The 21,806-nt window shown below is 50.4% G+C and carries 25 protein-coding genes; 11 read left to right on the top strand and 14 right to left on the bottom strand.

The window, feature by feature from the left end; all coding sequences use genetic code 11:
* Positions 1 to 160: 160 nt before the first annotated feature.
* From ACUVOF_RS15100 to flgA, 4 genes are all read right to left on the bottom strand, one after another.
* Entirely contained in the window at positions 161 to 901 is a 741-nt protein-coding gene (locus ACUVOF_RS15100) for an SDR family NAD(P)-dependent oxidoreductase (protein WP_447045155.1), read from the bottom strand.
* Between the two features lie 76 nt (positions 902 to 977).
* On the bottom strand, positions 978 to 1,427 hold the full coding sequence (locus tag ACUVOF_RS15105) for a flagella synthesis protein FlgN (RefSeq protein WP_447045156.1): 450 nt from the start codon (positions 1,425 to 1,427) through the stop codon (positions 978 to 980).
* A gap of 13 nt (positions 1,428 to 1,440) precedes the next feature.
* Positions 1,441 to 1,707 carry a flagellar biosynthesis anti-sigma factor FlgM gene (gene flgM / locus ACUVOF_RS15110; RefSeq protein ID WP_447045157.1) on the bottom strand — a complete coding sequence of 89 codons (267 nt, stop codon included), beginning with the start codon at positions 1,705 to 1,707 and terminating at the stop codon, positions 1,441 to 1,443.
* A 96-nt stretch (positions 1,708 to 1,803) separates the two neighbouring features.
* Positions 1,804 to 2,445 (bottom strand): flagellar basal body P-ring formation chaperone FlgA, encoded by a 642-nt coding sequence (gene flgA / locus ACUVOF_RS15115; protein ID WP_447045158.1) that lies wholly within the window; start codon positions 2,443 to 2,445, stop codon positions 1,804 to 1,806.
* 276 nt (positions 2,446 to 2,721) lie between these two features.
* Here flgA and flgB point away from each other — a divergent pair, with 276 nt between their 5' ends.
* From flgB to flgL, 11 genes are all read left to right on the top strand, one after another.
* On the top strand, positions 2,722 to 3,156 hold the full coding sequence (flgB, locus tag ACUVOF_RS15120; protein ID WP_447045159.1) for a flagellar basal body rod protein FlgB: 435 nt from the start codon (positions 2,722 to 2,724) through the stop codon (positions 3,154 to 3,156).
* 32 nt (positions 3,157 to 3,188) lie between these two features.
* The gene (gene flgC, locus ACUVOF_RS15125) at positions 3,189 to 3,599 is read left to right on the top strand and encodes a flagellar basal body rod protein FlgC (RefSeq protein ID WP_447045160.1); all 411 of its coding nucleotides are present in this window, start codon (positions 3,189 to 3,191) and stop codon (positions 3,597 to 3,599) included.
* A 3-nt stretch (positions 3,600 to 3,602) separates the two neighbouring features.
* The gene (locus ACUVOF_RS15130; RefSeq protein ID WP_447045161.1) at positions 3,603 to 4,292 is read left to right on the top strand and encodes a flagellar hook assembly protein FlgD; all 690 of its coding nucleotides are present in this window, start codon (positions 3,603 to 3,605) and stop codon (positions 4,290 to 4,292) included.
* A gap of 52 nt (positions 4,293 to 4,344) precedes the next feature.
* Positions 4,345 to 6,048, top strand: coding sequence for a flagellar hook protein FlgE (locus ACUVOF_RS15135; protein WP_447045162.1), 1,704 nt, complete (start codon positions 4,345 to 4,347; stop codon positions 6,046 to 6,048).
* A 31-nt stretch (positions 6,049 to 6,079) separates the two neighbouring features.
* The gene (locus ACUVOF_RS15140; RefSeq protein WP_447045163.1) at positions 6,080 to 6,838 is read left to right on the top strand and encodes a flagellar basal body rod protein FlgF; all 759 of its coding nucleotides are present in this window, start codon (positions 6,080 to 6,082) and stop codon (positions 6,836 to 6,838) included.
* Between the two features lie 50 nt (positions 6,839 to 6,888).
* Complete coding sequence (gene flgG / locus ACUVOF_RS15145; protein ID WP_113271012.1) at positions 6,889 to 7,671, top strand: flagellar basal-body rod protein FlgG; 783 nt, start codon at positions 6,889 to 6,891, stop codon at positions 7,669 to 7,671.
* Between the two features lie 36 nt (positions 7,672 to 7,707).
* Entirely contained in the window at positions 7,708 to 8,397 is a 690-nt protein-coding gene (locus tag ACUVOF_RS15150) for a flagellar basal body L-ring protein FlgH (RefSeq protein WP_447045164.1), read from the top strand.
* 168 nt (positions 8,398 to 8,565) lie between these two features.
* Positions 8,566 to 9,633: a flagellar basal body P-ring protein FlgI gene (locus tag ACUVOF_RS15155; protein ID WP_235975975.1), complete on the top strand. Its 1,068-nt coding sequence runs from the start codon at positions 8,566 to 8,568 to the stop codon at positions 9,631 to 9,633.
* Positions 9,633 to 10,661, top strand: coding sequence for a flagellar assembly peptidoglycan hydrolase FlgJ (gene flgJ, locus ACUVOF_RS15160; protein WP_447045165.1), 1,029 nt, complete (start codon positions 9,633 to 9,635; stop codon positions 10,659 to 10,661). Before ACUVOF_RS15155 ends, flgJ begins: the two co-directional genes overlap by 1 nt.
* Positions 10,662 to 10,734: 73 nt before the next feature.
* Positions 10,735 to 12,681 (top strand): flagellar hook-associated protein FlgK, encoded by a 1,947-nt coding sequence (gene flgK / locus ACUVOF_RS15165; protein WP_447045166.1) that lies wholly within the window; start codon positions 10,735 to 10,737, stop codon positions 12,679 to 12,681.
* A gap of 16 nt (positions 12,682 to 12,697) precedes the next feature.
* A complete protein-coding gene (gene flgL / locus ACUVOF_RS15170) occupies positions 12,698 to 13,963 on the top strand; it encodes a flagellar hook-associated protein FlgL (protein WP_447045167.1) in 1,266 nt (421 codons plus the stop codon).
* 63 nt (positions 13,964 to 14,026) lie between these two features.
* Here the strand turns inward: flgL and fliR are convergent, their stop codons facing one another.
* From fliR to fliI, 10 genes are all read right to left on the bottom strand, one after another.
* Positions 14,027 to 14,818 (bottom strand): flagellar biosynthetic protein FliR, encoded by a 792-nt coding sequence (fliR, locus tag ACUVOF_RS15175; RefSeq protein WP_447045168.1) that lies wholly within the window; start codon positions 14,816 to 14,818, stop codon positions 14,027 to 14,029.
* A gap of 4 nt (positions 14,819 to 14,822) precedes the next feature.
* A complete protein-coding gene (fliQ, locus tag ACUVOF_RS15180; protein WP_447045169.1) occupies positions 14,823 to 15,092 on the bottom strand; it encodes a flagellar biosynthesis protein FliQ in 270 nt (89 codons plus the stop codon).
* Between the two features lie 70 nt (positions 15,093 to 15,162).
* Complete coding sequence (fliP, locus tag ACUVOF_RS15185) at positions 15,163 to 15,933, bottom strand: flagellar type III secretion system pore protein FliP (RefSeq protein ID WP_447045170.1); 771 nt, start codon at positions 15,931 to 15,933, stop codon at positions 15,163 to 15,165.
* A gap of 8 nt (positions 15,934 to 15,941) precedes the next feature.
* Entirely contained in the window at positions 15,942 to 16,385 is a 444-nt protein-coding gene (gene fliO / locus ACUVOF_RS15190) for a flagellar biosynthetic protein FliO (protein WP_447045171.1), read from the bottom strand.
* Positions 16,382 to 16,903, bottom strand: coding sequence for a flagellar motor switch protein FliN (fliN, locus tag ACUVOF_RS15195; protein WP_447045172.1), 522 nt, complete (start codon positions 16,901 to 16,903; stop codon positions 16,382 to 16,384). The genes fliO and fliN overlap by 4 nt, the downstream gene beginning before the upstream one ends.
* Complete coding sequence (gene fliM, locus ACUVOF_RS15200) at positions 16,900 to 17,955, bottom strand: flagellar motor switch protein FliM (RefSeq protein ID WP_113271021.1); 1,056 nt, start codon at positions 17,953 to 17,955, stop codon at positions 16,900 to 16,902. The genes fliN and fliM overlap by 4 nt, the downstream gene beginning before the upstream one ends.
* Before the next feature lie 21 nt (positions 17,956 to 17,976).
* Positions 17,977 to 18,453: a flagellar basal body-associated protein FliL gene (fliL, locus tag ACUVOF_RS15205; protein ID WP_113271022.1), complete on the bottom strand. Its 477-nt coding sequence runs from the start codon at positions 18,451 to 18,453 to the stop codon at positions 17,977 to 17,979.
* Between the two features lie 161 nt (positions 18,454 to 18,614).
* On the bottom strand, positions 18,615 to 19,940 hold the full coding sequence (locus tag ACUVOF_RS15210; protein ID WP_447045173.1) for a flagellar hook-length control protein FliK: 1,326 nt from the start codon (positions 19,938 to 19,940) through the stop codon (positions 18,615 to 18,617).
* A gap of 19 nt (positions 19,941 to 19,959) precedes the next feature.
* Positions 19,960 to 20,412, bottom strand: a complete 453-nt coding sequence (fliJ, locus tag ACUVOF_RS15215; protein ID WP_113271024.1) for a flagellar export protein FliJ — start codon at positions 20,410 to 20,412, stop codon at positions 19,960 to 19,962.
* Positions 20,409 to 21,803 carry a flagellar protein export ATPase FliI gene (gene fliI / locus ACUVOF_RS15220; protein WP_447045174.1) on the bottom strand — a complete coding sequence of 465 codons (1,395 nt, stop codon included), beginning with the start codon at positions 21,801 to 21,803 and terminating at the stop codon, positions 20,409 to 20,411. The genes fliJ and fliI overlap by 4 nt, the downstream gene beginning before the upstream one ends.
* Positions 21,804 to 21,806: the final 3 nt, after the last annotated feature.

Raw genomic sequence — 21,806 nt, forward strand, 5'->3', positions numbered from 1 at the left:
CAGTGAAACCGCTTAGCGCCGATGGTAGTGTGGGGTCTCCCCATGCGAGAGTAGGTCATCGTCAGGCACTTATAATGAAAAATCCCCCCAGGGCTGATGCCTTGGGGGATTTTTTTTGCGTGAAGGGAAAGTCGTGAATCGTGAGTAGGAAAACTCACACTCACCATTCAATAGATTGCCCGTTCCAATCCCAAAAGCTACCACTATCGTCAGGCGTGCGCTGAGCTATGACAGCAAGGAGTTGCTCGGCTACAAATAAAGACGTGAATAGCTTCTCGTCAGGCACTCTTGCTTGAAAAGGTTTAGAAAGCGATGTGTCGGTGGTACCTGGATGTAAGCAGAGCACGACTGACTGCTTGTTGAGGCGCTTCAGCTCTATCGATGCTGTCTTAAGCAACATGTTATGAGCTGCTTTGCTGGCACGATAGCTATACCACCCGCCCAACCGATTATCCTCAATGGAGCCAACCCGAGCAGAAAGGCTGGCGATAATCATAGGATGTGATCCTTTAAAAGAGTCTTGCAGAGCCGCTATCAGTAAGATCGGTGTAAAGGCATTAATATTCATCGTCTGCGCTAGATTTTCATAGCTAAGTTGATCAAGGCGCTTCTCAGGAATCAGTTGTGTCGTTTCATCATGAAGAATGCCGATAGCGTTGAAAAAGAAGTGAACCGGCCGGGCAGCCAATTCTTTTTGAAGCGCCTGCCTATCCTGCTCTTGGGAAACATCAAGTACCAGATGGGTAAGGCGGGGATTGTTAATTTGCGATGGTTGGCGGCTTACCGCAATAATGTGGCCGACCTGGGAGGAGGTAAGTAGCTGCTTAATGATGGCAGCACCGATTCCTCCCGATGCGCTAACAACCAGCGCTGTATAATGATGAGGCAGTAAATGGAACATGGAAAGCCTTTGAAATCCGGCTAGGAAGGAGGCCTTTCACTGAAGCGTCATGCAGGGCGCTTGTTGAGGGAATATATCAGGCGGAAGCGTTGATTCTACCCGGCTGGGCGCTGTTACGACCATCTGGCTTATAGAGCGTTTTTTCAGCGATCTGACGAATATAATCCAGCATTGCTTGATTATGCTTCATACGTACTGACAGCATCTGGCCCGTTAAATCGTTCATACGTGCAGCCCGCTCACTTTTTTCAAGCAAACTTTCCCAGGCTGCTTGGCAGCCAGCATCTTTAGCTGCTTCTCTGGCACCGCTAGCCCCTTCGGGATATCCAAGGCGTTTTTGCACATTGCAGCGCCCAGTCTCAATACGCTCTAGCTCGGCCAGCAGCGATTGCTTTTCTAGTGCCACTTGGGATAGCGCATCACCATCAATGTCCCCTTGCGTCAGTAAGTTTTGCTCGCTAGACAACAACGAAATGAGCGCGTCAAGGCGTCGTTGTTGATCGGTAAGCAAGGATGCAAGGCTCATTTAAAGCGTCCCCTTATAAATCTTTAAGATTTGCAATTAAGCCCTCGGCGATACGGTCGGCGCGCATTTCAAGGCGCCCTTCGCGAATAGCGTCCCGAATCTCTTCCACCTTGGCGGCATCAATATCCTGAGATTCATCAGTACTCGATTGACTCAGTTGAGTCGATTCGCGAGCTGCGCCGCCTGGTGCGACGGGTGATACGCTATCAGTCTTTTGCGTTTCATCACGCTGCTGGGCTTGGCTTGAGCGTAATAGCGAATTAATGTTATCAATTTTCACGTTGTCTGCCTCATCGTCAACGTCGATGCGCTTGGCGCTTAGTGTAGCTTGTATAACAGAATATCGGCAGCATTGGACCTAACTTTAGGCTGCGAATTAAAAATCCACTACCAAAATACCACGCTCGGCGACACGAGCAGTCATGATTTCTCGTGAGCCAAAACGAACTCTAACTTGCTCACCAAGAGCACCATTTTCGAGTGCTTCGCCTTCTCGTGAAACTCGGAAGGCGGAACCTTGCGCTATGACAGTAACGCGCTGCCCACGTTCAACTAAATGAGGCGCTTGTAAATAATGGGCTAAAAAGGCGCTACCACTGCGAATGGGACGCTGGGCTATTTTACCAACGATGTCTTCTTCAGCGGTCAACGCTTGAGCTGATAGATCGCCTAGATTACCACCGCGTTCGCTGAGCATGGCGGATGTAATTAGTGTGCCTCGATCGATATCTCTGGCGGCCACCATATAATTACCAATGACATCTATTTGGGCCTGTAAGTAGCGGACTTGTCGACCGTTTTCACCACAACGTACCCCAACGGAAACACGGCCTAATGGGGCTTGGTTGGCGTTGGGTAAAAAAGGCTCAGGTTGAATGCATTTTGGTAGATGCGGTGATGGGGGGCGTAGCTCGATTACCACTTCTTCCCCGAGCGCTTGGGTTTCTTCATATAAAAATTCATGTACTTGCTGCATGAGCTGGTCGTCATCTGCATAGGCATTCGGTGTAATGCTCATGCATACGCCTGCCAGTATGACGAAGACTTTCCAGTAATGATGGATGATGAGCTGAGGAAAGCGTTGTTGTGGCATGGGGAAGTCGCTTACTAAGGAGCTAGGGGAGGAGAGTAACGAGAAGAACTCACCATTCAGTGTAGAGAAAAGGTAGTAGTCGTATCACGTGAAATGCTGGTAGAAACGACAGCTGTTCCATGCTTTAGGCTGACAGTTCCAGACGTATTCTTCACCATCAACAAAATCCATTTTATTTCTTGCCTCAACGCGAGGGTCGGCATGATTGATCAACTGGAATCTGCCTTTAATTTTCATCAGCAAGCAGTGAGTTTACGCCAAGCACGCCATGAAGTGTTGGCGGCAAACATTGCCAATGCCGATACGCCTAACTATAAGGCGCGTGACATCGATTTTGCTAGTGAGCTGAAAAAAGCAGTAGACGGTACTCAGAGTGCATCTAGTAATACCGGCGGCGGCCTGACATTGACGCGCACCGCGGGGTCGCATATTGCTGGAGAAGGCCCCGCATGGCGTGGAGCGGGTAACGCCGATTTACTTTACCGCATTCCCGACCAGCCTAGTTTGGATGGAAATACGGTTGATATGGACCGTGAGCGCACGCAGTTTGCCGATAACGCTGTTCGTTATCAAGTCGGTCTCACGATGCTCAACAGCCGTATTCAAGGGCTGAAAAATGCCATGCAGCCCGAATAAACCAGGCCAGATTAGTGAGGAGTTAATCCACGATGTCGATGTTTTCTGCGTTTGATATTGCCAGCTCGGCAATGAGCGCTCAGTCCCAGCGTATGAATGTAACCGCTAGCAATATGGCCAATGCCGACAGCGTTGCAGGGCCTGATGGCGAAACCTATCGAGCGAAACAGGTCATGTTTGAGACTCAGGCACAAGGCAATCGCTATGGGGTTGGTGGTGTGCGTGTTACCGAGGTGGTGGAAGATGACTCCCCACTGCGCATGGAGTACATGCCCAACCACCCGGCAGCGGATGAAGAAGGCTATGTGGCCAAACCCAACGTTGAGCCCGTGCATGAAATGGTCAATATGATTTCTGCCTCGCGCTCTTATCAAGCCAACGTCGAAGTATTTAATACCAGTAAGCAAATGCTGATGCAGACACTGTCGCTGGGTGAGGGCTAAACCATGAATATCGATACGAGTGTATTGAGTAACGTGAATGGTGGTGGGGCCAATGGGCTTTCTGCACGCCAATCCGATGAATTGCGCGAAAGCTTTATGACATTGCTGATCACTCAGCTCCAAAATCAAGACCCGCTTAAGCCGATGGAAAATTCGGAGATGACCTCGCAGTTAGCGCAAATTAACACGGTCAGCGGCATTGAAGAGTTAAATAGCACGCTTGAAGGCATCACCAGCCAAATGGATGCCAATCAGGCACTGCAGGCGAGCGGCCTAATCGGCAAAGGCGTTATGGTGTCCGGTAAGGATGTATTAGTAGAGCAGGATGGCGAAGGAAACTCTTACACCACGCCCTTCGGCATAGAGCTGGCCGAGCCAGCGGCGAATGTTAAAGCGACAATTGTCGGGGAAGGTGGTCAAGTTATTAGAGTTCTTGACCTCGGGGCGCTAGATTCAGGTGTTCAATCCTTCCAGTGGGACGGTCTCAATGAGCAGAAAGAATCAGCGGCCAGCGGTCGATACTCGGTTCAATTAGAAGTGACCAACGCTGAAGGTGAAAAAATCGAATCCACAGCCTTGCAGTACGCGGTAGTCAACAGCGTGACGCCTAATGATAGCAGTGGCAACGTTCGGTTGGATTTAGGCGCTATTTACGGCCAAATCAGTCTGAATGACGTTAAACAAATTCTTTAACTATTAATTAATCACAGTATTTGATTAAACACAGCTTTCTTAGGGGAACATCATGAGTTTTTCACAAGCACTCAGTGGTCTAAGCGCTCAGCAGCAAAAATTAGGCGCGGTGGGTAACAATATTGCCAACTCGCAAACAGTGGGTTTTAAAAGTTCTAACGTACAGTTCGCTGATGTATATGCAGAGTCTCGCATAGGGCTTGGGGTTCGCACTTCAACCGTACTGCAGAATTTTAGTCAAGGTAATGTCGAATCCACCAACCGCAATATGGACCTAGCCATTGCAGGTGAAGGCTTCTTCCGTTTTCAACAGCCCAACGGCGAAGTAGGTTATTCGCGTAACGGTCAGCTGACTATGACAGCTGATGGTGACCTGGTTAATGCTCAGGGAGCCCGTATTATGGGCTACGCCGCTGACGCAGCAGGAAATGTCCAGGCGGGGGGGCAGGTAGAAGCGCTAAATGTTGACTCAGAGGCACTACCTGCCCGAGCAACAACGGGCGTCGATAATGTGCTTAATTTGGATTCTCGCGAGCAAGTAGGCGAAGATCTCAGTAGGGTGGAAGTGAATGGTGAACAGATCGATTTCCATTTCTCGACAAATTTTACCGTCTATGACTCGTTAGGTAATCCTTTTAATAATACAGTTTACTATGAAAAAGTTGGCAGCCCGGATGGCACTAATCAAAATGTCTGGGAGGCAAAAGTGGTAGCTGGGAATGAGTACAACCCAGAGAATAATTTTTTAGTCGAGTTTAGTGAAAATGGCACACTAACTGCTGTGCGAGAAATAACTGCTCAATATTTGACTGCAGCAGATAATTTAAATATTGCACAGGAAGATTTTAACGCCTCCCAAACCGTACTAAGCAGCCAAATTGGGCAAATACGCGAGCAATTTGAATCTGCTAAATCTTATTTAAGTGATTTAATTGATTCAGGTGACGTAGATGTCAGTGATCCTGAAATAGCAGCCTTACAAACTGCCATCGGCAATGTTGAGTCAGGCTTAGATGCAGCAGAATTAGCCGTATCAAATGGAAGCGAAGTGACTGATTTTTCTACTAGCTTAACGGCGCTCACTGATGCGAGTGATGATGTTACTGATCCGGAATTCAATAGCGTAGAATTTAACGGCAGCTTAGCTGATCCTGCAGGCCCTGCGGGTGATGTGCCAGCTAATGTTACTGGTTATAATGATAGTATTGAAAATGTGGAACTGACTGAAGCATCGTTCTTAGCAGCGTTCAATGCGCTGCCCGCCCAAGACAGCCAGACTGAAATTTCATTAAACATTAATAGTGGCGCGGCCTCACCTCTTGCATTTGATTATGACCTCGCCGGCACAACGCAATTTGGTAACGATTCAACCGCGACTGATGTAACGCAAGACGGGTATACTTCGGGTGCCTTGGTGGGTATCACCATCGAAGATGATGGCACTATTATGCGTAACTACTCTAACGAGCAGTCGTTAGCAGCAGGCCAGATAGCCCTCGTAAGCTTCCGTAACCCCGAAGGTTTAAAGCCAAATGGCGATAACTTATGGACCGCTACCGCTTCTTCAGGTCAAGAGTTGGTCGGCGCGCCGGGTACGGGTTTGCGTGGTTTAATTGAGCCAAGTGCAGTTGAAACATCCAATGTCGATATGGCTCGCGAGCTAGTCGATATGATCGTTGCGCAGCGCGCTTATCAGGCTAATTCGCAAACTATCAGTACCCAGGACGAGCTCCTGCAGACCATCATTAACCTTTAATGATCGGTCACTAAGTTAAGGAGTAAGTACCGTGGATCGAATGCTTTATACCGCCATGAGTGGTGCTAAGCACACTATGGATCAGCAGTCGGTAGTGAGTAACAACCTGTCGAATGTGAGCACCACCGGTTTTCGTGGGCAGCTACAGGCTGCCCGAGCGGTGCCCGTTCAGGGTGAAGCGTTACTGGCAACGCGCACTTCAGCGGTGACCACCACACCTGGCAGTGATTTCTCCCAGGGCCCGGTCGAGTATACCGGGCGCACGCTTGATGTCGCTATGCAGGACGGCGCATGGATGGCAGTGCAAGCGAATGACGGTACTGAAACCTATACACGGCGTGGCGACTTGCAGATAGACAGTGACGGTGTGTTGCTCAGCGTTGGGCGACCGGTAATGGGTGAAGGTGGTCCCATTGCTATTCCGCAAGGGGCGCAGGTATCGATTGGTGCCGATGGGACGATTAGTGCCATTCCCGAAGGTGTAGGGCCAGAGGCGCTGGTCGAGGTAGGCCGAATTAAGCTGGTGACGCCTGAAGAGGGGGCGTTAACACGCGGTGAAGACGGCCTTTTTCGTGCGCCACCGAATGAGGAAGGTGGACCTGGGGCCTTGCCTGCTGATGAAGATGCCAAGCTGGTGAGCGGCGCGCTTGAGGGCAGCAACGTTAGCGCTGTTGATGCCATGGTCTCGATGATCGATGTTGCACGCCGTTACGATATGCAGATGAAAGTGCTAAGTACCGCTGACGAAAATGCCCAGCGCGCCAACGGCATTCTTTCTATTCAAGGTTAATGTTGGCCATTCAACGCTGAAGTTCGTTAGTTGGTCAAGGGAGCGTAATTATGATTAAGTCGTTGTGGACAGCTAAAACAGGCCTGGAATCTCAACAAACCAAGCTAGACGTCATTTCAAATAACCTGGCTAACGTGAGTACCAATGGGTTCAAACGCTCACGCCCAGTGTTTGAAGATCTGTTGTATCAGAACATGCGCCAGCCAGGTGCTCAGAACAATATTCAGGATCGCCTACCTTCTGGCATGCAGGTGGGAACCGGTGTGCGCGCCGTAGCAACTGAGCGCTTGCATACCCAAGGTGGGCTAGAGCAGACTGAGAATTCGCGTGATCTAGCCATTAATGGCGAAGGTTTTTTTCAAGTTCTGTTGCCCGATGGAACGTCGGGTTATACCCGTGATGGTAGTTTTCAGTTAAATGAAAATGGCCAGATGGTGACCGCCAATGGTTACCCTGTTGAGCCTGCAATATTTCTGCCTGCAAACGCTTTGTCGGTGAATATCGGCGAAGATGGCACGGTAAGCGTGCGTCAGCCAGGTGTCGCGCTGGATAATGAGGTGGGGCAAATCACTGTCAGTACCTTTATTAACCCAGCCGGCTTACAGAGTATTGGCGGTAACCTTTATCTCGAGACGGGTGCCTCTGGTGCACCTAATGAAAATATGCCCGGTATGAACGGAGCAGGACGATTGTTCCAGGGTTATGTAGAAACGTCGAATGTGAATGTGGTTGAAGAGATGGTCAATATGATTCAGACCCAGCGTGCCTATGAAATAAATAGTAAAGCGGTATCCACCAGCGATGAAATGTTGGCACGGTTAAGCCAGCTGTAACGGATATTGCTCATTGGGCTTACTATAGGTTGCATTATGCTGGAGCTGCACCACATGTCACGTCGTATTGCGCTAGCGTGTCTTGCGCTATTAATGCTTGTTGTTGCCGGGTGCGCTCAAATTCCAAGAGCCTCGGTCGTGGGCGAGCAAGAGCAAATTAGTATTGTTGATCGTCCACCTCCCATCCCGAATGGCTCTATTTATCAGGCCAGGCAAGGGTATCAACCGCTCTTTGAAGATCGTCGCCCGCGTTCGATTGGCGATATTTTGACGATTGTCCTGGATGAAGAAGTCAGCGCAAGCAAAAATTCGCAATCCAATGCGGGGCGTAGTGGTAGTGCCACCCTTGAGCTTGCACAGCTACCTGATGTGCTTGATACGCTTGCGGAATATGGCTTCGATGTTTCTGGCGCAAATGATTTTACCGGCAGTGGAGGCTCTCAAGCCAATAACTCCTTTACCGGTACGATTACGGTATCGGTATTAGAGGTGATGAATAACGGTAATTTACGCGTACGCGGCGAGAAGCAAATTGCCATCAATCAGGGAACAGAATTCATCCGATTTTCTGGTGTGGTTAACCCGCGCACGATTACCGCACAAAATACCGTGCCTTCTACACAGGTAGCGGATGCTCGAATCGAGTATGTGGGTGATGGTTATATCAACGAAGCGCAGCACATGGGATGGCTACAACGCTTCTTCTTAAACGTCTCGCCGTTCTAGCTCTATGGGGAGCCATCAATGACAGAGCTACGACAGACAGGCCCTTCAATGGCCGGTCGATCACTGAACGCGGGACAGCGGGTTATCGTGATGCGGTTAAGAAATGTGTGGATTAATTGTCGGCAAGCCATCAAAGCTTGGCTTATTCAACTTACCACCTTAGTGCTAATGTGCGCGCTGGCTTTGCCTGCTCAGGCGGAAAGTGTTCGGGAACTGGCGAGCTTTGCCGGCGTTCGAGATAACCAGTTGGTAGGCTACGGCTTGGTCGTCGGCCTCGACAGTACCGGCGACCAAACTACCCAGGCGCCCTTTACAAGCCAAAGCCTGACCAACATGTTGTCCCAGCTTGGGGTGACCGTGCCTGCAGGCACGAACTTGCAACTGCGCAACGTAGCTGCGGTGATGGTGACCGCTGATCTCCCGCCGTTCTCAAGGCCAGGTCAGCGTCTAGATATAGTCGTTTCGTCGATAGCCAACGCGCGCAGCTTGCGCGGCGGCACGCTGTTGATGACACCTCTAAAGGGTGCCGATGGTGATACCTATGCCATTGCCCAAGGCAATATGCTCGTGGGCGGCGCTGGCGCCCAAGCGGGTGGCAGTAGTGTACAAATCAATCAGCAGGCATCGGGGCGTATTCCCAATGGCGCACTGGTTGAGAGGGAAGTGCCGCTTAACCTAGGTGGCAATGGTGGCATGCTTGAATTACAGCTTAACGACTCTGATTTTGGCACCGTTCAGCGCATGGTAACGGCTATTAATAACGAGTTTGGCCAGTCGGTGGCTTATGCACGTAATGGTCGAGTCATCGCCCTTGACGGTCCTACCGATGATAATGCGCGGGTCAACTTTATGGCGCGCATTGAAAACGTTCAGGTCACACCAACGGAGGCTCCGGCACGCGTTGTGCTGAACTCACGTACAGGGTCGGTAGTGATGAACAGTGCCGTCACACTGCGGGAAGCAGCCGTAGCTCACGGCAGTCTGTCGATCATGATTGATACCCAATTTGGCGTTAGCCAGCCGAATCCGTTTGGCGAGGGCGAGACAGTTGTGGTGCCCGACGCAGATATTGATATTGAGCAGCAAGAGGCATATCTACAGATCGTAGAGGGCGCGCAGCTCAACGAAGTAGTCAATGCATTGAATGCGTTAGGCGCGACGCCTCAGGACTTAATGTCGATACTAGAAGCGTTGAAAGCGTCGGGGTCATTACGTGCTGAATTGGAGGTCATTTAATGAGTACGAGTGATATGACCAGCCAATTCGCCCTGGACATGAACGGCTTTCAGCGGCTTCAACACACTGCAAGGGTCGACCCCGAAGCGGGTGTAAATGGCGCAGCCCAACAGTTTGAAGCGCTCTTTATTCAGATGATGATGAAGAGTATGCGCGACGCGACGCCCAGCTCAGGGCTGATGAACAGCAGCGCGACGGATACATATCAATCAATGCTTGATCAACAGTGGTCACAGGTGATGGCTTCGCGTGGAATGGGCCTTGCTGAAGTCCTCGTTGAGCAGTTGGAGCGTCAGGGGGCGATCTCAAAAGCGCAGCCAGAAGCGGATCAAGAGCTGCAAGCATTGATCGCCGGTATCCCTCGGGGTACGCCTCGTATGCTGGATGAATCTTTCTCAGCAAATCAAGATTCTATTGCTGAAGCAATCCCCCAGGGCAGCGGTCGGTTCTTAGCCGAGCTCGAGGCCATTCGCCAAGGTATGGAGAAGGGGAATGCGGTAAATGAGTCCGTGCTGAATCAGCGAGAGCAGACGGCTTCGGGTCACGTCGACCAATTTATCCAAACGTTAGCAGCTCCAGCCCAGGCGGCCAGTGCCACCACGGGGGTACCTGCCGAATTAATCTTGGCCCAAGCGGCACTTGAAACTGGTTGGGGCCGGCACGAAATCGCGACTCGCAATGGCAATAATAGCCACAACTTGTTTGGTATCAAAGCCGGCAGCCATTGGCAGGGCAAAACAACCGACATTGTGACGCACGAATATATCAATGGGCGAAGGACGCAGGTGGTCGATACTTTCCGCGTCTATGACTCGTTTGAACACGCCTTTACCGATTATGCCAGCCTGATTAGTAATAACCCGCGTTATGCCGGTGTCGTCCAGGCGCCTAGTGCAGAACAGGCTGCACAAGAGTTACAGCGCGGTGGTTATGCCACCGACCCGCGCTATGCAGACAAGCTAGTAGCGGTAATGAAGTCGATGGGGCCACTTAATCCGGGCGGTAATTTTCTGGCTGATTCCCGCTAGCCCACTCCTCAAGTTTTTCTGCGTAGTGCCGATACTTATAGCATATATAGGTATTAGCCTAAGGAACTGAACCATGAGCATGTTTTCGATCGGCTTAAGCGGCCTCAATGCCGCGCAGAATGCCCTGAATACAAGCAGTAATAATATTAGTAACGTCTATACACCTGGCTATAACCGAGAGTTGGCTCAGTTAGGAGAGGGGCGTGTGGGAGGCGGCGTTCGTGTTAATGATATCGAACGTCAGTTCAATACTTACGTGGCTGACCAATTAAACAGTGCCAAAACTCAGTCAAGTGCCTTAAACACTTACTATAGTCAGGTAACGCAAATCGATAACCTGCTGGCTGATCGCGCGGCAGGCTTAGCCCCTCTTATGCAGAATTTTTTCTCATCGCTAGAAGACCTAGCGGCCTCACCCTCTGACCCAGCGGCTCGCCAGGGCGTGCTTGGCCAAGCTAATACGCTGAGTTCACAGTTCCGCTCCTTTGATGGCTACCTGCAAGATATGCAGGGCAATATTAATGGTCAGATCAAGGATGAAATTACCCAGATTAATAACACCACCGAGCAGATTGCTGGTTTAAATAAAGAAATTTCCCTTGCTCGTGCACGAACCGGTGAGGCGCCCAATAGTTTGCTCAACCAGCGCGATCTCATGGTTTCCGAACTTAACGAGCGTATGGATTTGCGCCTGAATATACAGGATGGCAAAACCTATAATATTAGTTTGCCTAATGGCCAGCCACTAGTTACGGGTACTGACTCCTTTAAATTGGAGGCTGTTCAGGCCGATTACGACCCTCAACGTACCGTCGTGGGCTATCGCGATGGTGGCGGAAATTTAGTCAAACTAGATGAATCAACCATTACAGGTGGGGCATTAGGTGGATTAATGACCTTCCGTTCAGAAACACTGGATAAAACGCAGAACCAAATTGGTCAACTGGCTGTGTCGTTGGCGACTGCTTTCAATGAGCAGCATAAGCAAGGTGTAGATCTTAACGGAGAGCAGGGGGGAGATTTTTTCGCAGTGCGCTCGCCTCAGGCTTATAGCAATGAAAACAATGGCGGTACGGCCGCCATTAAGTCGGCGAAGTTTGATACTGAAACGATAGACCAGCTTCGCGCGACAGATTACACAGTGCGTTTTGAAGGTGGCATGCCTACGGTCACACGTAACGACAATGGTGTGGCGTTAGAAGGTGAAGCCGTTGAGTGGGACGCTGGTGCAGGAGAGCTCACTTTTGGCGGGATAACGCTCACTTTCAGCGGCACACCCAACAATGGTGATCGCTTTGAGGTCCAGCCGGTACGCCGCGCAGCCAATGGCATGGATACCAATATTGCTGATGTGGATAAGATTGCTGCAGGTGACGCAGGTTTTATTAATGTAGGAAATAATACGGGTAACTCGTTTGAACGTGAGGGTGATTTAAACGTTAGTGATTTAGGTATATCTTCTGGCGCCTTCGCCGATAACAGAAAATATCAATTTGACGTGGAGTCGGACGGTACGGGTACGGAGGGCACGCTGACAGTGAAGCCGTCGGCAACGATAACGGTCAACGATAATCCCTTTAATACGTCTACCAACACGCTGAAGGATGGGGATGAGATTGAAGTTGACGGTATCAGCTTTACGGTTGAGCTCCCGGAGGCAGGCGAAACGTCGTCATTAACCGTTAACCAGACTGTTTTCGCTACTGGTGATAACCGAAACGCCCTAGCGCTACAAAACCTACAATCTAAATCCATCGTCGGTGCTAGCGCAACCGTTTCTGGCGCCTATGCATCCATAGTCAGCGATGTCGGTAACCGCACCAACATTACGGAAGTCAACCTCGATGCTCGCCAAGGCTTGACCGATCAATTGCACGCTGTTCAGCAATCAGAATCTGGGGTCAATTTGGACGAAGAAGCCGCTAACTTGATCCGTTATCAGCAATACTATCAGGCCAATGCGCGTGTGATTGACACCGCAGGCGCGCTGATGGATACCATCTTGAACCTGCGCGGCTAATTCGGGAGCTTAAGTGATGCGTATTAGTACCGTTACTATGTTTGAGCAAAGCACGGCGTCTATGAACCGTCAGCAAAGCGACCTGATGAAAGTCAGCCAGCAAATTGCTAGTGGACGACGGGTAGTGAATCCATCCGATGATCCGCAGGCGGCCTCCCGTGCAGTAGGGGTCGATCAAGCTAAAGCTGTTACCGAGCAATATTCTGATGCGCGCGTATCAGCTCGCAATTCACTATCGCAGACAGAAAGCATTTTAAATAGCGTTAGCGATGCGGTGACAAGTGCCAAAACGTTGTTGATTCAAGCATCAAGTGACACCTTGAGTGACGTCGATCGTGAGTCAATCGCCAGCGAGCTAAAAGGTATTTACGAAACAATGCTGGGTCAGGCTAACGCCACCGATGGAAATGGCCGGTATTTATTTGGGGGCTATAAAGATAACGCACCGCCGTTTGCTAAGTCAGCCGATGGCAGTGTGGAGTACCAGGGCGATAGCAATGTACGCGAACAGCGTGTGGACGCCTCGCGGCTGATGCCAGTTAACGATAATGGTGAGACTATCTTTAAAAGCGTTCCTAGCGGAGCTGGCTATGTGGCCGAAGCTAAACGTGAAGATGGCACTCTTAATCAAGGCAATGTCACTTTTAGCGGGCCGCAAATACGCAATGTTAATGATACTGATTATGGAACAGATTTCCGTATAACTTTTAATAATCCTGCTGATACATTCGATGTCGAAACGTTTGATAAGACTACTGCGATTTGGTCACCGGTTGACCCTGCTCTTACAAATGTTGCTTACACCGGTGGTGAGAGCGATGCTACTCAGCAGATAAGTTTTGGCGGCATCTCAATTACGCTTCAAGGAGAACCTGCTGAAGACGACTCTATTTTGGTCGCGCAGGCTGGTGGCGACTCGCGTGGTGCCGATCTTTTTCGTACCATGGAAGAAGCCATTCGCGTCTTGAATAATCCCGTTGAGACCGACGCGGGAAAAGCCGATCTGCGCAATACCTTGAACACTGCCATGCGCGATCTGGATAATAGCCTAGATAACGTCCTGACTGTACGTGCCTCTGCTGGGGCTCGCTTGAATGAGCTTGATGTTATCGATGCCGTAGGCAGTAATAGGATGCTGAACTACGAGCAAACGCTGTCAGATTTAGTCGATCTTGATTACGCCGAAGCAATTTCTGAATACAGCTTGCGCCAAGTAGGCATGCAAGCGGCGCAAAAAGCGTTTGTTGATATTAAAGGCTTATCGCTATTTAACTATATGTAATGAGTTTCCAGTTCTTACAAGGTTGACTGAAATCCCTGTACTTTTTTATAAAGCACGGGGATTTTAGGTTAAGGGTGCCATTGTTTCGATTAAACTCTGCAGAAACCCTAAACCTTGAGTAAATAGCCGCTGTAGAAAGCGGCTAATATCGGTCATTAATACCATCATCAATATGAGACCCACGATGAGGGAGGTGGGAAAGCCGATATTGAAGACGGTGAGCTGGGGGGCTGAACGGTTCAGTATGCCCAGTGCCAGGTTGATCGTTAGCAGGGAGCCCACTAGCGGTAGCGCCAATAGCATACCTGAGGCAAAAATCGTCCCCGCATAGCGAGCCAGTAAAATAAACGCATCTGGGTTGAATGTCCCAATGCCAATGGGCAATGTTTGAAAGCTCATAATCAAGGTTTCAAGCACCATCAGATGCCCATTCATCGCCAAAAACATGAGTAAGGTGATCATATAGAGAATGCGGGAGAGCACCATAATATTGGTACCACTCGCAGTATCAAAGAAGCTCGCGAACGCTAAGCCCATTTGTAGGCCAATAAAATCACCCGCCGCTTGTACGACGGCAAAAATGATATGCATGACGAGACCCATCGCCAAGCCGATCAGGATCTGTTCGATCATAATCCCGACCCCAGCCCAGGACATAACAGCGATATCCGGCATGGCCGGCAGAATCGGCGCGATCACAATGGAAATAAGAGCAGCAAGGCCGACTTTGGCTTGATTGGGAACGCTCGAGTGCCCCCATAGAGGGGAAGCAGCCATGAAAGCCGTGATGCGTGTAAACGGCCATAAAAAAGCCACTAACCACCCTTGTAGCTGTGCGAAAGTGACTTCAACCATTAGCTTACATCACCATATTGGGGATATTAGTAAATAACCGATGGGTAAAATCGGTAATCAATCCAATTAGCCAAGGGCCTGCAAATACCAATACTGCAAACACAGCCAGGATCTTAGGGATAAACGTCAGCGTCATTTCGTTAATCTGAGTTGCGGCTTGAAACAAGCTGATGATAAGGCCAGTGAAGAGCGCCGCCAGTAGCACGGGTCCACCGAGGAGTAGCGTTACACGCATACCTTGATAAGCAATGCTCATCACCATTTCAGGGGTCATCGCGGAAATCCTTTGCGCCGTATAAAACGGCACTGCCTATTTTATGTAAAGAACCTATTTCAACAACGCGCTATATCATGTAAAAGCTTTCGGCCATCGAGCCAATAATAAGCTGCCAGCCGTCCACTAAAATGAACAACATGAGCTTAAAGGGTAACGAGATAGTGATGGGCGGAACCATCATCATACCCAGCGCCATCAGCGTACTGGCGACAACGAGGTCGATGATTAAAAACGGAATAAAAATAGTAAAGCCAATTTGAAACGCCGTTTTTAACTCGCTAGTGACATAAGCGGGTAACAATACGCGCATGGGTAACTCTTCCGGCCCTTGCATCGGCCCTACATCTGCCAAGCGAACAAACAGTGCCAGGTCGGGCTCACGGGTTTGGGCAAGCATGAATTCGCGAAACGGATCTTGGGCCAGTAGCAAAAATTCTTCGAAATTGATCGTTTCGTTGCTCAGGGGCACCCAGGCATTGTCATAAACCTGCGCTAACACCGGCGACATGATAAAAAAGGTTAAAAATAGAGCAATCCCCAAAAGCACTTGGTTCGGCGGTGTTGCTTGGGTGCCCATGGCTGTGCGTAATAGGCTTAGCACGATGATGATGCGGGTGAAACTCGTCATCATCAGCAGCATAGAAGGTAAAAACGCGAGCGAACTGAGAAAGAGCAGCGTTTGTAGCGAGAGTGACCACTGCTGGCCGCCGTCTTCTAATGGCTGAGAAATAATGCCAGGTATTTGTTGAGCATGCGCAGGACTGGCTATAAAGCAAACAACAAGGGGCAATGCCAGCAGCCATAGCCAACGTTGCTCATAGAGCCTAGAAAGGTGCATCCGGAGCCTCATGGCGTCTGATGTGGGTCGGAGGGCGCGGATGAGTCGCGGCGACGGCTAGCGGCTAGCGCTTTGGCTAGGCGTCGCGAGAAACGTGAAGAAGCTGGTACAGATGCTGCTGGCGGGCGTTCTTCTGGGGCGGGACGCTCGTGTAACTTAGTTATTCGGCCACCACCAACACCAACGACTAACCAAGTATCTTCCACTTCAACAATCACAATTCGCTCACGATTGCCCACAGCAGTGCTGCCTACGATGCGAAGGTGAGCGCCATGGCGAGTGTTATGATTATTCCAGCGCTTTAAAAGCGCCGTGCAAATTAGAATGATCGCAATGACTAATGCTAAGGCAGCGGCTGTCTTGCCTAAAACAGCCATGCCTATCAATGTCTCGCCACCGTTACCTAGCGCATCGAGCGAGCCGTTCTGCGTCGAAGTTGTCGCAACACTCATCGGTTCAGTTTGTGAATACGTTCAGAAGGCGTGATGATTTCAGTAATACGAATACCGTATTTATCTTCAATGACGACAACTTCCCCTTGAGCGATTAAATAGCCATTAATCAAGATATCCATCGGTTCACCGGCGAGACCTTCAAGCTCAATGACAGAGCCTTGTGCTAACTCCAGCAACTGCTTAATGGTGAGCTTGGTACGCCCCAACTCCACGGTAAGCTTCACCGGGATATCCATGATCATTTCTAACTCACGCGCCTGTGAAGAGCCACTGTCCGGGCTCAACGGGCGGAAGACATCATCACTTGCAGATTTTGCAGTCGGTGCTTCAGGCTTAGGGGGCGCGGATAGTTCTTCGCTCTCTTCTGCGGCTTCTTGCTCGGCCATCGCGGCTGCCCAGGGGTCATCCTCTTCGCTAGCAGCATCAGCACTGGAGGTAGTCTCTTCTTGCTGAGACATGGCATCGGCCCAATCGTCGTCAGAGACGTTCTGATCAGGCTTATTGGGATCAGTCATGCTTTGGATTCCTTGGCTTGCTGTCGCGTAGACACTTTAATAAAGTCTTTGGACGATACATTGTTCATAGCGGCATGGTCGATCATATGTAATATACGCAGTGCATGCTGTTGCCGTTGGCTACCATACTCACACTCCATCACGGGCACACCATCCACACTGGCGGTGATGGTGCTCGGAATGTCTAGCGGTAACACATCGCCTTTTTTCAATCCCATGACATGGGCGATACGACTAGATATTTGCGCAAATTCAGCGACTAACTCGACTTCTGAATGACGCAGCTCGCTCGCCATCCGGCGGGACCAACTGCCATCTTGGTCGTGGTTGCTATCATTGATCGGATTGGCCAGTAAATCACGCAACGGCTCGATCATGGCGTAAGGCATGCATATCTGGAAATTGCTAGATAGGTTGCCAACTTCAATATTGAACTTGGTATTCACCACAATTTCATTAGGTGAGTTAGTGATGTTGGCAAATTTCGATTGCACTTCAGAACGTAAAAAGCTGACATCCAACGGATAAACGACTTTCCAGGCTTCTTGATAAGCATCAATGGCGAGATTAAGCAGGCGCTGAATAATACGCTGCTCAGTATTGGTAAATTCTCGTCCATCCGATTTGGTGACAAAGCGGCCATCACCACCGAAAAGGTTATCGACCACCATAAAAACCAGGTTAGGTGGAAATACCACCAGTGCGGACCCACGCAGCGGCTTCATCGACACGATGTTCAGGTTAGTTGGCACGGGAACATTACGTGAGAACTCACTAAAGCTTTGATAGCGTACCGACTCTACCGTGATATCCGCACTACGCCGCAATAGGTTAAATAAACCATTACGAAAATAGCGCGCAAAACGCTCATTAATGAAATCCAGCGCATGCAAACGCTCACGAATCACGCGATGTTGGGTCGAGGGGTCGTAAGGTCGAATGCGCAGTTCTTCTTGCGCTTGTGACGATGTAGCCGATGGCTCATCGTCTCCGCTAACGCCCTTTAACAGAGCATCAATTTCTTCCTGGGACAGTAGATCGTCCTGAGACATGAACGGCTCCAGTTCCCGAGGTTATTGCACAATAAATTCGGTGAATAAAACTTCACGCAAATCAAGCGGTGGCTGATTTTCTGCAAGCGGTACGTTTAGCCTATTAACGATCTCTTGCGCAAGCTGCTGCTTGCCTTCCGAGGAGGTAAGCTCATCAGCTTGCTTGCCGGATAGCAGCATCAGCAGTCGACTACGCACTTGAGGCATATGTTCTTCAAGAATAACTTTACTTTCTTCGTTACCCACGCGAAGCGTCACGCCCGTATAGAGTAAGCGTGACCCATGGCGATCATCGGCAAGATTGACGGTAAAAGGCTCAATGCGCATGAAGACGGGCGACTCACGCTCCATCGCTTGCTGCATTTCTGCATTTTCCGTACCGTTATCTTGCTGGTCAATTACCATATAAATAGCTGTCGCTGCGCCTATTGACGATAGCAACACTAGAATAATCATTATCCAAAGCAGCTTTTTAGACCCACCGCTTGTTTCTGCCATTTGAGATTCCTGTGAATTCCATGCGTATCACTAGCAAAGTATTATGCCTAAAGCGCATGCTTGTGATGAAATGAACAGGCTCGTTTGGCAAGCCTATCTTTTGGTTTAGTTAGCTAATATGCGCAGCACTACAGATGCCATGCAAATTCAGTTGCCACTGTTTAAGCGTAGAGGTCGACTCGTCCGTTCACTATAAGAGGGTTGCTTTCAGCGCTTCGGGAGAGCATTTCATCCGCGCCAATGTCGACGCCGTCACTGCCAACCTCAGCACCTTGTTTACCGCCTGATTGGGCAAAAGCCTGAGCATTGGGATCGCGCTGATCGCCAACGGACGTCTCACCTAGCGATATACCTTGTTCTGCCAGGGCTTCCCTTAGTTGGGGAATGGCTTGTTCAAGCACCTGCCGCACCTGGGCATGGCCTGACAAAAAGTGTGCTTGTGCCCCCTGTTCGCCAAATTTTAATGAAATAGAAAGTGGCCCTAGCTCCGCCGGATTCAACTGCATTTGGACATGCTGTTCGCCACCACGCTGTGAAATCTGCACTAATTGTTGGCTTAGCTGTTGTGGCCAAGCTGGGCTCGTAACAGGCGTTGTTAGTACGGCCTGTGCAGATGGGACAGTCGGTGCAAACCCTTGTGCTGATGGTTGTGCTGAGGCTAGTAGGGGGTTGCCAGCATGGGATGTGAAGCTGGTCAGTAAGTGCTCACTTGAAGAATTCCCTTTTGGCACGCCTCCTGACGTTAATAGAGCGCCCATTAGGGCTTCGCTGCTGATTTGCGACGCTGCACCGTCAGCGCTCATTTGAGTAAAGAAAGTATGAGGCTGCGTTCTTGACGCTGCCTGAGTTTCAATAGCGGGCAGGCTGGCATTGGTTAAGCGAGCCGTATCAACAGGTAAAGGTTGTTCGCCCTGACTATTCTGGCGTTGGGTAACCAAGCTGTTTAACGCGGATACCAACTGCGCTGCTTCTGTTTGATTAATATTTAGATGTTCGGTGACAGCTTTCAGCACCGCCGGGTCGATCGACGATCCAGGCTGTACTTTAGGCGTGCCTTCGGTAAAAGATGCCATTAAGGTAAGGCGAGCGGCAATTTCCTCTAATGGCGTTGAGGTCTGCGCGCTATCAAGCGTTAGGGTATCTAAGTTAATGTCTGGATTTGATTGTTGAAGTTGAGCAAGTAGTCCAGATAAGTCCCTTTCATTGACATCAAGCCCGAGTGCTTCAAGAGCTGCGCTTAAATCCTCAATATCTATTTCTAGCGCATCTGACAAGAGGCCGCCAAGTGCACTTAGTTGCGCTTGATGGGGAGTTAACTGTAACGAGTCGGCCTCACTTAGTGTAGGTGCCGACAAGCGTTGAGCGTCAGACGCTTGTGAAAGCGCCTGCTGGAAAAAACCGTTGGGTGAGTCTTGCTGGCTGAATGCGCCTTGGGACTGTGTCTGAGGCGAACTCTGGCTGGCCGAAAGCAACTGGTGAATATTCATATTCAGTTCCTTGACACCGCTAATGCGGAGTGTCGTTATGCTGACGAGCCAAGCGGCTAGTCACCAAATCATCATTAGTTTTTTGTTCATGGCGCTCACTCCGGCGGTGCTCTTCTAACAGCCGACGCGACGCCAGTGTATCGTAGGAAGAGAGCTTGCGCTGTTCCTGTTGCCAGTTCTTTTGGCTCTGCTGAACGCTTGCTTGCTGTGCTGCTAGCGCTTGGCGAGCACGGCTGAGAGCTGCGTCCAAAGAAGCCAGAAATTGTTGATAGTTGTACATAGTGGCAGGATCAATGCCATCACGCATCGCCTTTTGTAAACGCTCAGCATACTCTGCTCGGTAACTCAGTAGCGACTGTAGCTGAGCAGTGGTTTGCTGCTCTGTTTGTCGCTCTTGGGCCAGTACTTTGCCCGCTTGGTCACGGGCGTCTTTGGCTAAGCCGGTTAGCATTGCGAGCTGTGATGTACTCATGTGCGTCCTCCAACCAGCGCATGCAGTGCTTGGCGTGAATCTTCAAGCGTTGCACACTCATTAATGCTTTGTTGTAGAAAACGTTCCAACGATGGAAAGCGGTTGACTGCCTCGTCTAGTTGTGGATCGTGGCCAGGGCTGTAGGCGCCTACACTGATAAGATCCCGGTTGCGCTGGTAGCGCGAAAACAGTTGCTTGAAAACGCGCGCTTCTTGAAGCTGTTCAGGCGAGGTAATCGAGGTCATGGCCCTGCTGATAGAGGCTTCGATATCGATTGCGGGATAGTGCCCTGCTTCTGCTAATGTTCTCGATAGCACAATGTGACCGTCAAGAATGGCGCGAGCAGAGTCGGCAATCGGATCCTGTTGATCATCGCCTTCCGTTAGCACGGTATAGAATGCCGTAATGGAACCGCCGCCACGCTCCGCATTGCCTGCACGCTCTACTAAGCCGGGCAGTTTGGCAAACACAGAGGGCGGATAGCCTTTGGTGGCGGGTGGTTCACCGATGGCCAGTGCAATTTCCCGTTGAGCCATGGCATAGCGGGTTAGCGAATCCATAATCAGCAGTACATTGCGGCCTTCATCGCGGAAACCTTCCGCTAAGCGCGTCGCATAAGCGGCACCTTGTAAGCGTTGAAGGGGTGACGTATCAGCGGGCGCAGCAACTACAACGGCACGCCGCCGACCCTCAGGGCCCAGAATATTATCGATAAAATCTTGTACTTCACGCCCCCGCTCACCAATCAAACCCACCACGATGACATCGGCCTTGGTGTAACGAGCCATCATACCTAGCAGCACCGACTTACCTACCCCCGAGCCTGCAAATAAACCCATCCGCTGGCCCCGCCCAACACTTAGCAGCGCATTAATAGCGCGGATGCCGACATCAATTTGCTCTTCAATAGGCGCGCGTGAAAGCGGGTTGAGCGAGGGCGTACTGAGTGTTGCGCGTGGTATCTCTTCAAGATTCTCGCGGTCATCAAGCGGGTTGCCGTTGCCATCCAGTACGCGACCTAATAAATCATTACCCATAGGGAAGCGACGAGCACTATTGCCACTACCTTCATCCAATGGCGCAACGCGAGCGCCAGGCATCAGGCCAGTGACTTCTTCGAGAGGCATCAGGAATAGCTTTTCGCCAGCAAAGCCGACTACTTCGGCTTCGGCGTGCTTATTGCTGTCGGCTAAGCGGCCATCACTGCCCGGCAACTCAATTCGGCATGCGCTGCCGACCGCGACCCGCAACCCGACCACCTCAATCACCATGCCTGTCGCACGAATGACGCGGCCGCTATTGCGGTAACGCGGCAAATGGCTGACGCGCTGCTGCGTGCGTCGCAATGCCTTATTCCAGCGATGTCGATGGGGACAGGTGGTATCTGCCATAGC

This window comes from Vreelandella sp. H-I2, from assembly GCF_052959335.1.

What these genes read in the sequence shown, in the direction of transcription:
- ACUVOF_RS15135 (WP_447045162.1), top strand. Translation starts at nt 4,345, where the DNA reads ATGAGTTTTTCACAAGCACTCAGTGGTCTAAGCGCTCAGCAGCAAAAA.
- flgK (WP_447045166.1), top strand. Translation starts at nt 10,735, where the DNA reads ATGAGCATGTTTTCGATCGGCTTAAGCGGCCTCAATGCCGCGCAGAAT.
- fliM (WP_113271021.1), bottom strand. Translation starts at nt 17,955, where the DNA reads ATGTCTCAGGACGATCTACTGTCCCAGGAAGAAATTGATGCTCTGTTA.
- fliN (WP_447045172.1), bottom strand. Translation starts at nt 16,903, where the DNA reads ATGACTGATCCCAATAAGCCTGATCAGAACGTCTCTGACGACGATTGG.
- flgJ (WP_447045165.1), top strand. Translation starts at nt 9,633, where the DNA reads ATGAGTACGAGTGATATGACCAGCCAATTCGCCCTGGACATGAACGGC.
- flgB (WP_447045159.1), top strand. Translation starts at nt 2,722, where the DNA reads ATGATTGATCAACTGGAATCTGCCTTTAATTTTCATCAGCAAGCAGTG.
- flgC (WP_447045160.1), top strand. Translation starts at nt 3,189, where the DNA reads ATGTCGATGTTTTCTGCGTTTGATATTGCCAGCTCGGCAATGAGCGCT.
- ACUVOF_RS15155 (WP_235975975.1), top strand. Translation starts at nt 8,566, where the DNA reads ATGTGCGCGCTGGCTTTGCCTGCTCAGGCGGAAAGTGTTCGGGAACTG.
- fliO (WP_447045171.1), bottom strand. Translation starts at nt 16,385, where the DNA reads ATGAGTGTTGCGACAACTTCGACGCAGAACGGCTCGCTCGATGCGCTA.
- fliI (WP_447045174.1), bottom strand. Translation starts at nt 21,803, where the DNA reads ATGGCAGATACCACCTGTCCCCATCGACATCGCTGGAATAAGGCATTG.
- ACUVOF_RS15130 (WP_447045161.1), top strand. Translation starts at nt 3,603, where the DNA reads ATGAATATCGATACGAGTGTATTGAGTAACGTGAATGGTGGTGGGGCC.
- fliL (WP_113271022.1), bottom strand. Translation starts at nt 18,453, where the DNA reads ATGGCAGAAACAAGCGGTGGGTCTAAAAAGCTGCTTTGGATAATGATT.
- fliJ (WP_113271024.1), bottom strand. Translation starts at nt 20,412, where the DNA reads ATGAGTACATCACAGCTCGCAATGCTAACCGGCTTAGCCAAAGACGCC.
- ACUVOF_RS15150 (WP_447045164.1), top strand. Translation starts at nt 7,708, where the DNA reads ATGCTGGAGCTGCACCACATGTCACGTCGTATTGCGCTAGCGTGTCTT.
- fliR (WP_447045168.1), bottom strand. Translation starts at nt 14,818, where the DNA reads ATGGTTGAAGTCACTTTCGCACAGCTACAAGGGTGGTTAGTGGCTTTT.
- fliP (WP_447045170.1), bottom strand. Translation starts at nt 15,933, where the DNA reads ATGCACCTTTCTAGGCTCTATGAGCAACGTTGGCTATGGCTGCTGGCA.
- flgG (WP_113271012.1), top strand. Translation starts at nt 6,889, where the DNA reads ATGATTAAGTCGTTGTGGACAGCTAAAACAGGCCTGGAATCTCAACAA.
- flgL (WP_447045167.1), top strand. Translation starts at nt 12,698, where the DNA reads ATGCGTATTAGTACCGTTACTATGTTTGAGCAAAGCACGGCGTCTATG.
- fliQ (WP_447045169.1), bottom strand. Translation starts at nt 15,092, where the DNA reads ATGACCCCTGAAATGGTGATGAGCATTGCTTATCAAGGTATGCGTGTA.
- ACUVOF_RS15100 (WP_447045155.1), bottom strand. Translation starts at nt 901, where the DNA reads ATGTTCCATTTACTGCCTCATCATTATACAGCGCTGGTTGTTAGCGCA.
- ACUVOF_RS15210 (WP_447045173.1), bottom strand. Translation starts at nt 19,940, where the DNA reads ATGAATATTCACCAGTTGCTTTCGGCCAGCCAGAGTTCGCCTCAGACA.
- ACUVOF_RS15105 (WP_447045156.1), bottom strand. Translation starts at nt 1,427, where the DNA reads ATGAGCCTTGCATCCTTGCTTACCGATCAACAACGACGCCTTGACGCG.
- flgA (WP_447045158.1), bottom strand. Translation starts at nt 2,445, where the DNA reads ATGAGCATTACACCGAATGCCTATGCAGATGACGACCAGCTCATGCAG.